Raw genomic sequence first — 14,440 nt, 5'->3', positions numbered from 1 at the left:
CCGATGAACATCGGTCCGATGGCCACCACCGCGCTCGGCTGGCACCTGCAGGGCGACAAGCGGCGGGCGCGGACGCTGGCCACGCTGGAGTCGTCGCCGTTCGACCGGGTGCGGATGGCGGCGTTCGCGACCCGGTGCTCGCTGGACTCGCTGGAGGAGCGGGTGGCGGAGCTGGGGGCGATCGGCGTGACGGCCGAGCTCGTCCTGCTGCACCCCTCCGACGGCATCGGCGACGTGGACGCGGCCGCGCGCCTGGTGGCGGAGGTGGTGCCACGGCTGGCCGGGCACGCGAACGTGTGGTGGTCGCTGGCGGCCGACCCCACCCTTTTCCCCGAAATTTCGGAACACGATTGGGTACGTCTCGCGGACCTGGTCGCCGAGGAGGACCCCGGGCACCACCCGCTGTCGATCACCGCCGAGGCGGGGTCGCCGCTGCTGTGGCGGCGCGCGTTCACGCACGGGAGCGTGGCCGCGCGCAGCCCGCGCGACGCCTGGGTGCGGACGCGCGACCACTACAAGCCGGTGCTCATGGACATGTGCGGGTACGAGGGGGACTCGGACGATCCATGGCACAGCCTGACCCCCGAGGAGGTCGTCGCCCAGGCTTGGGACGGGTCGGTGCGGCGCCGGTACGTCACGCACGGGGAGTCGTACCTCGACGACGAGGGGCTGACCTGGTCGGAGGCCGGCGGCACGCTGGCGGGCTCGGCCGTGGCGCGGCTGGGGCTGCTGCGGGAGGTGATCGCCGGGACGCCCGCGCAGGCGCGTTACCGGGATCGGGACGCGCCGATGCTGGAGGTGCCCGGCGAGTTCTACCTGGAGTACTGCGGGGAGCACCGGTTCCCGGAGCGGGTGTACGAGGTGCCGGCCGGGCGGTACGAGGTCGAGGTGATCGACACGTGGGAGATGACGGTCGCCTCGCTGGGGATCCAGGAGGGCGAGACGCTGACGGTCCCGCTGCCGGCCATCGGGGCCCAGGCCGTCCGCCTCAGGCGGCGCCCATGACGGCACCGGCGCCCGGTGTCGTCGCCGCCCTCGCCGAGCCGGGCGGGAAGGTCGTCGAGGTGGTGCCCGGCGAGGGCGGTCCCGAGGTGCGGCTGCGCCACCGCGACGCGGACGGCCCGCACCTGCGGGCGCCGCTGCGCGGCCTGCTCACCGCCTCCACCGGCCGCCCCTGGCACGTCGAGCACCCGGGCTCCGTCCACCTCGAGCCCCGGGGCGAGGCCATGGTGGTGACGGCGCGGACGGGGCCGCTCGGTGCCCGACTGGAGCTGGCCTTCACCCCTGACGGCCTGCTCACCCTCACCGCCACCTGGTCCAACGACTCCGAGCACGAGGTGACCGACGTGGCGGCGGGCCTCCTGCTCCCCCTCCCCACCGCCGACGCCAACGTCACCATGCCCGGCGTCCTCTACAACGGCAACCCCTCCTCCGATCCCCGCCGCAGGGTCCCCCGCGTCGAGCCGGGCGGCGGGTTCGTGTGCGAGCAGGACCGCCTGCCCGTCCCCGCCGTCAACGCCGCCTGGTCCGGCCGGTACGTCAGCCTCTTCGCCCACCCGGCCCCCCGCCGCGACGCGGAGGGCAAGGTCACCTACGACTCCCTGGGCGTCATCAGGTCGCCGGGCCTGACGGTGGCGGCCATGACCGGCGTGATCATGTTCGACGGCAGGCCCGACGTCTGCTACGTCAGCAAGGCCGAGGTGGCCGACGACCCGGTCGGCTACCGGACCCTGGCCCCGGGCGAGACGATCAGCACCAGGCACACCCTCGACTGGGGCCCGGTCGAGCCGCGCGGCCACGGCTTCAGGAAGCTCGTGCACACCCGGCTCTACCAGGACGACGAGGGTGCCCGTCCGCTCGCCCGGGAGGACATCGTCCAGCTCAAGGCCGGCGCCATGGACGCGCGCTGGGCCGGCCACGGCTACCTCGCCTACGAGGGCACCCGCCACGGACGGCCCCGGTCGTACCTGTACGGCTGGACCGGCCAGTGCCTCAAGCTCGCGTTGTGCGACGCCCTGCTCGGCCGCCCGGAGCGGACCCGCCGGGCGGCGGACTTCTACGTCGAGGGCAGCCGGACGCCGACCCCGGGGCTGCGGCACGGCCGGTACCTGCTCGACGGCGGCAGGTGGGAGATGTTCCGCAAGGACGGCGCGGACTTCGTCTCCAGCCGCGCCCACGGCGAGACGGTCGCCGACCTGGCCGCGATCGCGCTGCACTTCCGTGAGGCGGGGCTGCCGGTCCCGCCCGCGTGGGAGGAGGCCGTGGAGGACGCCGCCGCCTTCTTCTGGCGGACCAGGCTCCAGGAGGGCATCGTCCCGATCGGCTGGACGCCGGACGGGCGGCCGTTCTCGGCCATGGTCAGCGCGGCCGGCATCGCCTGCGTCCAGGCCATGCTGGGCGCGTACCGGCTGAGCGGCGAGCGGGTGTGGCTGCGGCGGGCCGAGGAGGTGCTGGGCCGCTACCACCGGCTGCACGCGGCCACGTTCGAGCGGCCGTTCGCGCACGCCACGCTGGACGCCTCCGGCGAGGACAAGGAGGCCGGGATGTACTACTTCCTGGCCGCCTTCGAGCTCTACCGGCTCACCGGCCGCGAGCTCTACGCGCGGTGGGCGGAGGCGGCGGCGGACTGGCTGCTGACGTTCGTCTACGTCTGGTCGCCGGAGTTCGACGCGGGCAGCACGTTCGAGCGGCGCGGGTTCAAGGCGTGCGGCTGGCCGTCGGTCAGCGTGCAGAACCACCACCTCGACGTGTTCTTCCCGACCTCCGAGCTGAGGGAGTTCGGCCTGATGACCGGCAGGTCCCGGTACGCGGCCAGGGCCGAGACGATCCTGCACGCCATGGGCCAGGGCATCTGCCGCGAGCCCGGCGACTGGGGCTTCGAGACCCCCGGCGAGCAGGGCGAGGGTTTCTTCCAGACCAACTGGCAGCGCAAGGGCGAGGCGAACACGTGGAACCCGTCCTGGGTGATCGCGCTGCCCCTCTACCACGCGCTGCGCATGAGGAAGGTGGCATGAACGAGGAAGAGGCGTGGCGGTACGCCGACGAGCTGCGCGAGCGCGTGCGGCCGCCGCAGTTCCCCGACCGGTGGTTCGACCTCACCGAGTTCGGCGGCTCGGGGAGCCCGTGGACGGGGGCGTTCCACGCCGCGATCGAGGCGTGCCACAAGGCGGGCGGCGGCCACGTGCGGGTGCCCCCGGGGACGTACCCCACCGGCGCGATCCACCTGCTCAGCAACGTGGACCTGCACGTGGAGGCGGGCGCGACGATCCTGTTCAGCACCGACCCGGCCGACTACCTGCCCGCCGTCTACACCCGCTTCTCGGCCATCGAGTGCTACAACTACTCCCCCTTCATCTACGCCTATGGCCAGGAGAACATCGCGATCACCGGCGCAGGGACGCTCGACGGCGGGGCGGGGCCCGAGCACTGGTGGCCGTGGGTGGGCACGCCGGAGTTCGGCTGGCGGCCGGGCACCCCGCACGAGGCCGCGGACTGGGCCGCGCTGCAGCTGATGGCCGCGCGGAACGTGCCCGTCGAGGAGCGGGTGTTCGGCGCGGGCCACTACCTGCGGCCCAACCTGATCCAGCCGTACCTGTGCCGCAACGTGCTGGTCGAGGGCGTGCGCGTCGTCCGCTCCCCCATGTGGGAGATTCACCCCGTACGCTGCGAGAACGTCCTGGTCAGGAACGTGACGATCCACTCGCGCGGCCCCAACAACGACGGCTGCGACCCCGAGTCGTGCCGCTCGGTGGTGATCTCGGGGTGCGTGTTCGACGTGGGCGACGACTGCATCGCGATCAAGGCGGGGCGCGGCCCCGACGGGCGGCGGGTGGGGGTGCCGTGCGAGGACGTGCTGATCGAGGACTGCGACATGCGTTACCGGTACGGCTCGGTCGCGATCGGCACGGACACGACCGGCGGGATCCGCAACGTGTTCGTCCGCCGCTGCCGCTGGGGCGGGCCCGGCCTGTACTTCGGGCTCTACATCAAGACGAACTCGGTGCGCGGCGGCTTCGTGGAGAACGTCTTCGTCAAGGACATCGAGATCAGCGAGCTGACCAAGGAGGCGGTCTCGATCGATCTCTACCACGGCGACGGCCACAACGGCGACGAGGCCCCGCTCATCCGCAACATCAACGTCGCGGGGGTGCGCAGCGACCGGACGCGCAGCGCGTACCTGCTGCGGGGCTACCCCGAGCAGCCGCTACGGGACATCACGATCAGGGACAGTTCGTTCACCGGGGTGCTCAGGGCCGACGTGGCACAGGACGTCGAGGGCCTGTCGATCAGCGGCGTCACCGTGGCCGCCGCGTCTCATGAGTAGGCCTCGGCCTGGGCGCTGTAAAGGGTGGCGTACCGGCCGGACAGTGCCATCAGCTCCTCGTGGGAGCCCTGCTCGGTGACCCGGCCCTCCTCCAGGACGATGATGTGGTCGGCGCTGCGGACGGTGGAGAAGCGGTGCGAGACCAGCAGCGTGATCCGGCCGTGGCCGGTGGCCGCGTGGCGCAGGAAGTGCTCGTACAGCTCGTGCTCGGCCTGCGGGTCGAGGGCGGCGGTGGGCTCGTCCAGCACCAGCAGCAGCGGGTGCGGCCGCATCAGCGCGCGGGCCAGGGCCAGCCGCTGCCACTGGCCGTGCGACAGCTCGGCGCCCGCGTAGAGCCGGCCGAGCTGGGTGTCGACGCCGTCGGGGAGCTGCTCGGCTACGGGAACGGCGCCGGCCTTGTCCAGGGCCCGCGTCACCGCGGCGGTGTCGTCGATCGACGGCAGCCAGCCGGCACCGACCGCCTGCCGCAGCGGGAGCTGGAACTTCACGAAGTCCTGGAAGACGCCGGTCAGCCGCTGCCGCCAGGCCTCCAGGTCCAGCTCGGCGAGCGGTACGCGGTCGGCGGCGATGTGCCCCTCGGTGGGCGCGTACATGCCGCTGAGCAGCTTGACCAGGGTGGTCTTGCCGGCTCCGTTGCTGCCCACCAGGGCGACCGTGGAGCCGGCGCGCAGGGTCAGGTCCACGCCGGACAGCACCGGCTCGGCCGAGCCGGGGTAGGTGAAGCCGACGCCGTGGAGCTCGATGCCGTGCCGGAGCGCGTCCGGCGCGGGCCGGGTGCCGGTGGGCCGCCGGCGGCTCGCGTAGTCGAGCAGCCAGAGGTAGTGGCGGGTGGAGTGGCCGGCGTCGGCGATCCGGGAGAAGCCCTCCACGGTGCCGTACACCTGGAAGCGGAGCTGGGCGCCGAGGCTGATCACCATCATCAGCTCGCCGAGCGTGGCCTCGCCGCGGCCGACCATCCCGGTCATGAGCACCAGCGCGGCGACGAACCCGGCGGCGTAGCAGAGCCAGCCCGCCAGCTCCCAGCCGATCGCGCCGATGCGGGCCCGCAGGACGGCGTCGATCACGCGGTGGCGGGCGGCGTCGGCCGCGGCGTCCAGGACGGGGCCGGCGCCGGAGACGTAGACCTCCTTGCCGGTGTCCGGCTCGATGCACATCCGGTGCAGGCGCTGCTCCAGGCGGGACTGCTCGGCGGTGGCGGCGTGCGCGGCGGCCAGCCGCCGCGCGGCGCGCCCGGCCGCCCACAGCGGCGGGAGGGCCAGCACGGCCAGCGCGGACAGCGCCGGGTGCACCGAGGCCAGCAGCCACAGCGACAGCCCGACGCTGACCACCGCGATGGCCGTGTCGGACAGCGCCCAGCAGGAGCCGGCCAGGGCGCGGGTCTGGCGGCGCAGCAGGCTCAGCCGGTCGAGGTAGTCGGTGCGTTCGAGGTGCTCGAGGGTGGGGATGGCGGCGGTGGCCTCGAGGATCTCGCGGGAGACCTCGATGTCCACCCGGTTGATCAGGTCGTCCTGGTAGTTGTAGCGCGTACGGTTTCCCGCGGCCGCTACGGCGTGGCCGACGATGCCGACGACGACGGCCACGACGAGAGCCCCCACGGCGTGCCCGCCGGCGGCGTCCACGAGCCAGCGCAGGCCGAGGGCGGTCAGGGCGGTCGTGGCGGACTGGGCGACGGACAGCAGGGTGATCACGGTGAAGACGCGCCGGTCGGCCCGCCAGGCGAGGGCGAACATGTGGCGGACCAGGCGGAGCCTTCCCTGTTCCGAGGTGGTCATCCGCTCGTCGCCTCCATGTCGGTGAACCGGGCCGCCTGCAGGCGGAAGAGCCGGGCGTAGGCGCCCCCTTCCGCCAGCAGGCTCGCGTGGCTGCCCTGTTCGGCCACCCGGCCGCCCTCCAGCAGCACGATCCGGTCGGCGTTGCGCACGGTGGACAGCCGGTGCGAGATCAGCAGCACGGTGGTCCCCGGCACCTCGGCGACGACCTGCCGGTAGAAGCCGGCCTCGGCCTCGACGTCCAGGTGCGCCGTCGGCTCGTCCAGGATCAGGACGTCGCGGCCGTGCTCGACGGCGAAGATGGCCCTGGCGATGGCGATGCGCTGCCACTGCCCGCCGGACAGGTCGGTGCCGTCGGTGCGGTCGCGCGCGAGCGGGGTGTCGTACCCGTCCGGCAGCGCCTCGATCACGCCGTCGATGTCGGCGCGGCGGGCGGCGGCGCGGATCCCGTCGAGGTCGGCGCGGTGTTCGGGCGCGGCCATGGCGATGTTGTCGGCGGCGGAGAGCGGGTAGCGGTTGAAGTCCTGGAACACCACGGCCATGCGACGGCGCCAGGCCGGCAGGTCGCCGGGGCCGAGCGGCGCGCCGTCCACCAGCACCCGGCCGGCGGTGGGCAGGGACAGGCCGGCGAGGATCCTGATCAGCGTGGTCTTGCCGGCGCCGTTGCGCCCGACCAGCGCCAGCACCTCGCCGGGGTGGATGGTCAGGTCCACCCCGGCGACGACGTCGCGGTCCGTGCCGGGGTAGCGGAAGGCCAGGCCGTCCAGGCGGATCTCCGCGGGAGCGGACATCTCGCGCGGCTCGCCGGGCGGCGGCACGGGGCGGGCGCCCAGCCGGTCGAGCGCGCGGACGGCGCCGAGCCCGTACTCGATGTCGAACGCCTCGTACCCCATGGAGCTGATCGAGAAGAGGGCGAACGCCGAGACCAGCACGGTCACCAGGTCGGAGGCGGGGAGCGTGCCGTGGACGGCGGCCAGGCCGGGGAACAGCAGGGCCGCTCCGGCCGACGCCGCCGCCAGCAGGGCGGTCAGCCACTGCTGCCGCAGGATGTCGCGCCTGCGCTCCCAGATGGCCCCCGCCCAGGCCAGCACCTCCCGGGTACGGCGGCGCACCACCCAGTCCTGCAGCCCGAACAGGCGGATCTCCTTCGCGGCGGGAGCGGTCGAGGCGACGTCCGCCCAGTGTTCGGCCCGGCGCCGCAGGTCCTCGCGGGCGTCCGCCACCGCCGCCAGGCCCACCCACCAGCGGCGGATCAGCGCACGCTGGACGAGGGCCGCGGCCAGCAGGAAGACGGCCAGCGGCGGCGAGAACAGCACCGCCACCACGGCCGCGGAGCCCAGCGCGCCCAGCATCCTGAAGACCAGCCGGAGCTGTCCGACGGCGGCCGTGCCCGGCGAGCGGACCCGGCCGCCTCCCGAGTCCGAGGCGCGGGAGGCGTCGTCGGCGAACGCCGGCTCCTCCAGGTGCGCCATGTCGGCGGGGGCGAGCGCGAGCCGGCGGACCTCGCGCATCACGCGGGCGTCCACGCGGCCGGCCACGAACTGTTCGAGCGCGCCGCTCAAGGCCCCGAGCACCTCGGTGGCCGCCAGCAGGGCCGCCATCGTCACCAGCGGCCACACGATCGCGGTGCCGGGCTCCCGCCCGCTCGCGGATCCGGTGAGGGCGGCGACCAGCCAGCCGGTGGACAGGGCGGTGGCGGCGGGTGCGAGTGCCGCCCCGGCGTGCACGAGCACCAGGCCGGCGGCGGCTTTGCGATCTTGGAGGGACAGGCGTAACAGGCGCTCTCGTTCGGCCAGCAGCGTCCTCACGGCGTGGGCGCCTCCAAGCGTCGGGGGGTACGGCCGGGCGCGCGAGCATGAACCGGTCAAGCCACGCGCGCCCGGAGATCATATGTCAGCCGTGCATCGGCGCCCAGACCGTCATCGGGCCCGCCCCCCGGTTGGCCCACGCGTAGTACGGCACGAACGTGAGGTCGACCGGGCCCGTGTGCTCCGGTTCCCGGGGGGCGGCGGCGGTGCGGTACGGGAAGCCGCCGTCCTCCTCGCGGTGCACGTGGGCCCGGCCGCGCGCGATGACCGGCACCACCTCGTCGGGCAGGCCGGTGACGGCGGTCCCGTCGCGCAGGTCCGCACCCGCCACGCACAGGTCGTCGACGATGACGCCGGGGTGGTCGGCCTGCTCCAGGCAGTAGACCAGCGGGCCGCGCTCGACGGCGACCTGGCCGCGGGCCACGTCCAGCCGGGGCACGGCCACCGTCAGCCGGGGCCGGATCCCGAGGTCGAGGACGATCCGGTCGCCGGGCCGCCAGGTCCTGCGGACGCGGTGGTAGGTGCCGGGCTCGGCCGGGCGGTCGTCCACGCCGGCGGCGTCGGCCCAGGCGGGGACGCGGGCCGAGAGCGTCCACGGCCGGTCGGGGGTCTCCCTGACGGTGATCTCGATCCGGCCGCTCCACGGGTAGCCGGTCGCCACCTCCAGCACCACGGAGCCCGCCCGCACGGTGCCGGGCGCATACAGGTGGAGCTGGACGCCGTCGTCGTCCCGGGTGGCGAGGTAGTGGTCGAGGGAGGAGAGCAGGCGCATCACGTTGGGCGGGCAGCAGGCGGTGCCGTACCAGTCCTGGCGGCCGCGCGCCGGCGAGCGCAGGTCGTCGGGGTCCGCGCCGGCGCGCACGCGCAGCGCGTTGACGTAGAAGAAGCGGTCGCCGCCGAGCGAGACGCCCGGCAGGACGGCGTTGTAGAGCGTGCGCTCGATCAGGTCCGCGAACCCGGGCGCGCCGGTGGCCAGCAGCATCCGCCACGACCACTGAATGCTGCCGATGGCCGCGCAGGTCTCGCAGTAGGCGGTGTCCGGGGCCAGCTCGTGGTGGCCGCCGAACGCCTCGCCGTACCAGTTCGAGCCGAGGCCGCCGGTCAGGTACGTCTTGGTCGCCACCATGTCGTGCCACTGCCGCTCCAGGGCGGCGAGCAGGTCGAGATCGGAGGTCTCCACGGCGACGTCGGCCGCTCCGGCGGCCAGGTACATGGCGCGTACGGCGTGCCCCTCGACCGTGGCGGCCTCGCGCACCGGCACCCGGTCCTGCCGGTAGCCGGGCCCGTGGTGGCCCTTGAGCGGGATGAGCGCGTGGCCGCGGGTGGCGACCAGGCGCGCGGCGAGGTCCAGGTACGCGCGCGTGCCGGTCTCCCGGTGCAGCTCGGCCAGGCCCGTCTCGACCTCGGGGTGGCCGTCTAGCGCGTCCGGGGGCAGCGCCGCAGCCAGGTGGTCGGCGAACCGGGTGGCGACCCCCAGCAGCGTACGGTCGCCGACCGCCCGGCTGCCCGCCACCGCCGCCTGCATGAGGTGGCCCGCGCAGTAGAGCTCGTGGCTGGAGGCCAGGTCGGAGTAGCGCTCGGTGCCGGTGAGCTGGGTGTGGGTGTGCAGGTAGCCGTCGGCGCCCTGGGCTTCCGCCACCAGCTCGGACGCCTCCTTGTACGGCCGCGCGAGCTCGTCGTCGTCCGCCCGGCCGCGCTCCCAGGCGAGCGCCTCCAGCCACTTGTAGACGTCGGAGTCGGCGAACACCTTGCCGCGATGCGGGCCCGCCAGCCTGAGGTTGTCGAACGCGCCGGACTCGCGTACCCGCTCGCCGCCCAGCGGGATCGTGACCTCGCGGTTGACCCGCTGCCGCGCCCCCCAGAACCCGCCCTCGACCCGCCCGCCCGCCACGGGGCGCAGGGTTACCGCCGCGTCGGGGCCGGGCCGTACGACCGAAGACATCCGATCATCGCTCATGCTGCACATCCTGCCTCAGGGTTATATATCCAACAAGAGTCGAATATTTATGCCGCCCCACCGCCGACCTTGACGGGGCGGAAGGGACGACGCACGCTTAACGGGACGTCTATGCATGTGTGAATATTTATGCGAAGGGACGCCCATGCCCGAAATCCCCGACACGGTGCTGCTGGAAGAACGGGCCGAGCTGGCGATGAACGCGGTGGCCGGACTGCCCGACCAGGACATGGACGGCATCCCGTACTTCAGCGCCGACCTCCTGGCCCGCCCCGCGGCGCTGCGGCACGGCGACTGGGACTACGGCTCCAGCCACGGACGGCTCCTGGACGCCTGCGTGCTCGCCCGGCACATGACCGGCAAGGACACCTGGCGAGAGGTGGAGGAGGGGTTCAGGCGGCGGCTGATCGGCTTCTTCGGCGACGACGGGCTGAGCTACCGCCTGGCGCGCCCCGAGGTGGGCTGGCCCCCGAACGCCAACCTCATCGACCAGCGGGCGGTCCTCCTGTCGCTCACCACCTGGTACGTCTCCGACGGCGACCCCGAGGCCAGACGACTGGCCGACCGCCATGTGGCCGCGCTCAAGCGGATCGCGATCAAGGAGCGGGACGTGTGGTTCTACCCCGCCTCCGAGTACACCCCCGGCGGCTGGCCCTCGCCGAACGCGATCGCGCTCCACCTCGCCCCCGACCCGGCCTCGTTCAGCGGCCGGCTCATCATGCCGCTGCTGCGCTACCACCAGGCGACGGGCAACGAGGACGCGCTGGAGCTGTGCGGATGGTTCGCCCGGCTGATCGTGCACAAGAGCGGCGTCTTCCACGAGGACGGCTCCTTCAACCCCGCCCGCGCCTACCGCAGCGCCCACTTCCACACCCGCCTCGGCACGCTCGAAGGGCTCGCCCGCTACGCCCGCCACGTCGGCGACCACGAGCTGACCGCGTACGTCCGCCGCGCCTACGACTGGGCCCTCGGGCAGGCCACCGCGTTCGGCTGGACGCCCGGCGACCTGGCCGACCAGCGCTACGAGCACGAGAGCTGCTCCCTGGTCGACCTGATCGGCACCGGAACCACGCTGGCCGGGTCGGGCCACACCGCGTACTGGGGCGTGGTGGAGCGGTTCCTGCGCAACCACCTCGTGGAGTCGCAGCTCCTGGACCTGAGCTGGGTGGAATCCGCGCCCGACACCTCGGGGGACGAGCCGGGCTGGGTCACGCACGTGCGGGTGGGCGAGCGGGTACGCGGGGCCTTCGCCGGGTACGGCGCGCCCAACGACTTCGTCTGCGACGTGGAGCTGGGCCGCGGGCACACGGCCGACGTGCAGGCGTGCTGCGTGGGCTCGGGGCTGCGCGGCCTGTTCTGGGGCTGGAACTCGATCGTCACCGCCGATCCCCGCGCCGTCCGGGTCAACCTGCTCCTCACCCGGGCCACCCGCCAGGTCACCGTGCTCAGCCACCTCCCCCACGAGGGCCGCGTCGACCTGGACGTCCACGAGGACCTGCCCGAGCTGCGGGTGCGGGTGCCCGACTGGGCCGGGTACGCCAAGGTGCGCGTCGCCCGCGAGAGCGGGGGCTTCGACGGGACACAGGCCGGGGCGTGGGCGCCGGACGGCTACCTGTCGATCCCGGCGCCGCGGCGGGGCGAGCGCGTCACGGTCACGTTCCCCATGCCCGAGACGGCGACCACCGAGGTGGCGGCGGGGCGGGAGTACCGCGTGCGATGGCGCGGGGACGACGTGATCGGCATCAGCCCGGAGGGGACCGCCCGGCCGATGTACAGCGGGCGCAAGATCCATCCGACCGCGCCCCGGCGCGACTACACGCTGGCCCGGCCGGCGAAGGAGTGGGCATGGTGAACCGGTCTCTTCCCGAGGTGCCCGCGGGCGAGGCGCTGCGGCCGTACGACCTGCGCTGCGAGCACCGCGGCACCCCGCTCGGCATCGGCACGCCGGTGCCCCGGCTGAGCTGGCGGCTGGCCTCGGACCGGCGTGGCGACGCGCAGGACGCGTACCGGATCCGGGTCCACGCGCGCGGCGCCCTGGTCTGGGACAGCGGCTGGGTCGAGGGCCAGGACGTCAGCGCCGACTACGGGGGCGCGCCGCTGTCATCGTTCACCCGCTACACCTGGCAGGTCGAGACCCGGGTCGAGACAGGGCCCGGCGGGGCGGCGGAGTCGTGGTTCGAGACCGGGGTGATGCACCAGGACGAGTGGGTGGCGGCGTGGATCACCCACGATCCCGAGACCGAGCCGCCGTTCGAGCCGCCCACCGACGACCGCGAGCCGCGTTCCGCCCGCACCGCGGGCCTGCCCGCGCCCCGGTACTTCCGGCGCGTGCTCGACCTGCCCCCGGCGACCGCCGTGCGGATCGCGTGCAGCGCCAGAGGGCTGTACGAGCTGCGCGTCAACGGCCACCGGGTCGGCGACGGCGAGCTGACGCCGGGCTGGACCGACTACCGGCAGCGGGTGCCGTACCAGGTGTACGACGTCACGGACCTGGCCGGCGACGGACCCGTCTGCGTGGGGGCGATCCTCGCGGACGGCTGGTGGTCCGGCAGCCTCGGCTGGGACATGCGCCAGCAGGCGCAGCGGTACGGCCGGCGCCCCCAATTGCTGGTCCAGATCGTCGCCGAGCACGAGAACGGCTCCCGTACGGTCGTCGGCACCGACGGGCGGTGGCGGGAGAGCACCGGGCCGCTGCGCCACGCCGACCTGCTCATGGGCGAGTGGTACGACGCGCGCCTCGAACAGCCCGGCTGGGACCTGCCCGGATTCGACGACACCGCCTGGGCCCCCGCGGGAGTCGTGGACACCGCGCACGACGTCCTCGTCCCGTCCGCCGCCGAGCCCGTCCGCGTCACCCAGGACCTCGTGCCGGTGGACGTCCGCCGTCCGGGCGACGGCCGTACCATCGTGGACCTGGGCCAGAACATCGCGGGCCGGGTCCGCCTGGTGCTGCGCGGCGCCCCCGAGGGCGCCCGGGTCACGCTGCGCCACGGCGAGGCGCTGGACGACGACGGCGGCCTCTACACCGCCAACCTGCGCTCGGCCGAGGCGACCGACCACTACGTGGCGGCCGGGGCGCCGGTGGAGACGTTCGAGCCGCGCTTCACCGTGCACGGCTTCCGGTACGTCGAGGTCAGCGGCCACGCGGACGTCGAGGTCACAGGGCGGGTGCTGCACTCCGACACGCCGGTCGCGGGCGAGTTCTCGTGCTCCGACGACATGGTGCGGCGGCTGATGAGCAACATCCGGTGGAGCCAGCGCGGCAACTTCGTCTCCGTGCCGACCGACTGCCCGCAACGCGACGAACGCCTCGGATGGACCGCCGACGCGCAGGTGTTCCTGCCGACGGCCTGCTACAACGCCGACGTGGCCGCGTTCTTCACCGGCTGGCTGGCGGACCTGCGGTGCGCGCAGACCGCCGAGGGCGCGGTGCCGGACGTGGTCCCGCACGTCATGACCGAGCGGCACGGCACGCCCGGCTGGGGCGACGCCGCCACCGTCGTCCCGTGGCACCTGTACCGGGTGTACGGGGACGAGCGGGTGCTGCGCGACAGCCTGCCCAGCATGCGGCGCTGGGTGGACCACGTCGAACGCCACAACCCCGACCTGATCTGGCGCAACCGGGTCGGCAGCCACTACGGCGACTGGTTGCAGGCGGGCGTGCGGACCTCGCGCGAGGTGATGGCCACCGCGTACTTCGCGCTGAGCGCGGAGCTGACCTCGAAGGCCGCCGCCGTGGTGGGCGACGGGGCTGCTTCCGCCCACTACGCCGAGCTGCGTTCGAGGATCGGGGACGCCTTCGTCCGGGCGTTCGTGTCGGCGGACGGCCACGTCACGGGCGACACGCAGACGGGCTACCTGCTGGCCCTCGCGCACGGACTGGTCCCCGAGCCCCTCGTCCCCGCGGCCGTCGGGCACCTGGTCGCCGACCTGGAACGGCGTGGGCGACGCCTGACCACCGGCTTCGCCGGGGTGGGGCTGCTCGGCCCCGTCCTGTCCGCGCACGGCCACCACGACCTGGCGTACTCCCTGCTGCACGACGACCGCTACCCGTCGTGGGGCTACTCGATCAAGCGGGGCGCGACCACGATCTGGGAGCGGTGGGACGGGTGGACGGAGGAGGGCGGCTTCGGGCCCGTCGCCATGAACTCCTTCAACCACTACGCGCTGGGGTCCGTGGGGGCGTGGCTGTACGGCGGGGTCGCGGGGATCGGGCAGGAGGAGGGGTCCGTCGGATTCCGCCGCCCGCTCATCCGGCCGCTGCCCGGCGGGCGGCTCCAGTGGGCTGCGGCCTCGTACGACACGCCGCTGGGTCGGCTGGGCAGCCGGTGGGAGGTGGACGGGAACACGCTGCGGCTGGAGGTCCGGATCCCGCCGGGGGCCGAGGCCACGGTGCACGTGCCGACCACCGATCCGGCGTCGGTCCGCGAGTCCGGCACGCCCGTGCCCGGTGAGGTCGTCGGCGGGGCGCTGGTGTGCCGGGTCGCGTCCGGCCGCTACGAGTTCACCGCGGCGTGGGAGCGATGACGGGAGGCCGCCCTTTGACCACGTGGGCGTGGGAGCGATGACGGGAGGCCGTCCG

At 74.0% G+C, this 14,440-nt stretch carries 8 protein-coding genes; 5 read left to right on the top strand and 3 right to left on the bottom strand.

The genetic code is table 11. The annotated features are described in order from the left end of the window. Window positions 1-3: 3 nt before the first annotated feature. Genes ACIBI9_RS44830 through ACIBI9_RS44820 form a run of 3 tightly spaced genes read left to right on the top strand, consistent with a single transcriptional unit; the run spans window position 4 to window position 4,324 of the window. Window positions 4-1,005 carry a DUF5605 domain-containing protein gene (locus tag ACIBI9_RS44830; protein ID WP_397232090.1) on the top strand — a complete coding sequence of 334 codons (1,002 nt, stop codon included), beginning with the start codon at window positions 4-6 and terminating at the stop codon, window positions 1,003-1,005. Beyond that, on the top strand, window positions 1,002-3,014 hold the full coding sequence (locus tag ACIBI9_RS44825) for a hypothetical protein (RefSeq protein ID WP_397232088.1): 2,013 nt from the start codon (window positions 1,002-1,004) through the stop codon (window positions 3,012-3,014). The genes ACIBI9_RS44830 and ACIBI9_RS44825 overlap by 4 nt, the downstream gene beginning before the upstream one ends. Further along, a complete protein-coding gene (locus tag ACIBI9_RS44820; RefSeq protein ID WP_397232086.1) occupies window positions 3,011-4,324 on the top strand; it encodes a glycoside hydrolase family 28 protein in 1,314 nt (437 codons plus the stop codon). Before ACIBI9_RS44825 ends, ACIBI9_RS44820 begins: the two co-directional genes overlap by 4 nt. Here ACIBI9_RS44820 and ACIBI9_RS44815 read toward each other — a convergent pair. The 3 genes from ACIBI9_RS44815 to ACIBI9_RS44805 all read right to left on the bottom strand — a co-directional run bounded on the left by ACIBI9_RS44815 (window position 4,315) and on the right by ACIBI9_RS44805 (window position 9,858). Further along, window positions 4,315-6,096: an ABC transporter ATP-binding protein gene (locus tag ACIBI9_RS44815; protein ID WP_397232084.1), complete on the bottom strand. Its 1,782-nt coding sequence runs from the start codon at window positions 6,094-6,096 to the stop codon at window positions 4,315-4,317. The genes ACIBI9_RS44820 and ACIBI9_RS44815 overlap by 10 nt on opposite strands. Beyond that, the gene (locus ACIBI9_RS44810) at window positions 6,093-7,901 is read right to left on the bottom strand and encodes an ABC transporter ATP-binding protein (RefSeq protein ID WP_397232082.1); all 1,809 of its coding nucleotides are present in this window, start codon (window positions 7,899-7,901) and stop codon (window positions 6,093-6,095) included. The genes ACIBI9_RS44815 and ACIBI9_RS44810 overlap by 4 nt, the downstream gene beginning before the upstream one ends. A gap of 85 nt (window positions 7,902-7,986) precedes the next feature. Further along, window positions 7,987-9,858: a glycoside hydrolase family 127 protein gene (locus ACIBI9_RS44805; RefSeq protein WP_397232080.1), complete on the bottom strand. Its 1,872-nt coding sequence runs from the start codon at window positions 9,856-9,858 to the stop codon at window positions 7,987-7,989. Window positions 9,859-10,003: 145 nt separating this feature from the next. Between ACIBI9_RS44805 and ACIBI9_RS44800 the strand changes: the two genes are divergently transcribed. Together ACIBI9_RS44800 and ACIBI9_RS44795 are read left to right on the top strand one after the other, a co-directional pair. Beyond that, window positions 10,004-11,710 (top strand): hypothetical protein, encoded by a 1,707-nt coding sequence (locus ACIBI9_RS44800; protein ID WP_397232078.1) that lies wholly within the window; start codon window positions 10,004-10,006, stop codon window positions 11,708-11,710. Continuing rightward, window positions 11,704-14,385 (top strand): family 78 glycoside hydrolase catalytic domain, encoded by a 2,682-nt coding sequence (locus tag ACIBI9_RS44795; protein ID WP_397232076.1) that lies wholly within the window; start codon window positions 11,704-11,706, stop codon window positions 14,383-14,385. The genes ACIBI9_RS44800 and ACIBI9_RS44795 overlap by 7 nt, the downstream gene beginning before the upstream one ends. Window positions 14,386-14,440 lie beyond the last annotated feature (55 nt).

It is taken from the genome of Nonomuraea sp. NPDC050451 (assembly GCF_044458585.1).
This window is presented reverse-complemented; position numbering and strand designations above follow the sequence as displayed.

Coding starts and splice junctions, on each gene's coding strand:
- ACIBI9_RS44800 (WP_397232078.1), top strand. CDS start 10,004: ATGCCCGAAATCCCCGACACGGTGCTGCTGGAAGAACGGGCCGAGCTG.
- ACIBI9_RS44830 (WP_397232090.1), top strand. CDS start 4: ATGAACATCGGTCCGATGGCCACCACCGCGCTCGGCTGGCACCTGCAG.
- ACIBI9_RS44815 (WP_397232084.1), bottom strand. CDS start 6,096: ATGACCACCTCGGAACAGGGAAGGCTCCGCCTGGTCCGCCACATGTTC.
- ACIBI9_RS44820 (WP_397232086.1), top strand. CDS start 3,011: ATGAACGAGGAAGAGGCGTGGCGGTACGCCGACGAGCTGCGCGAGCGC.
- ACIBI9_RS44825 (WP_397232088.1), top strand. CDS start 1,002: ATGACGGCACCGGCGCCCGGTGTCGTCGCCGCCCTCGCCGAGCCGGGC.
- ACIBI9_RS44805 (WP_397232080.1), bottom strand. CDS start 9,858: ATGAGCGATGATCGGATGTCTTCGGTCGTACGGCCCGGCCCCGACGCG.
- ACIBI9_RS44795 (WP_397232076.1), top strand. CDS start 11,704: ATGGTGAACCGGTCTCTTCCCGAGGTGCCCGCGGGCGAGGCGCTGCGG.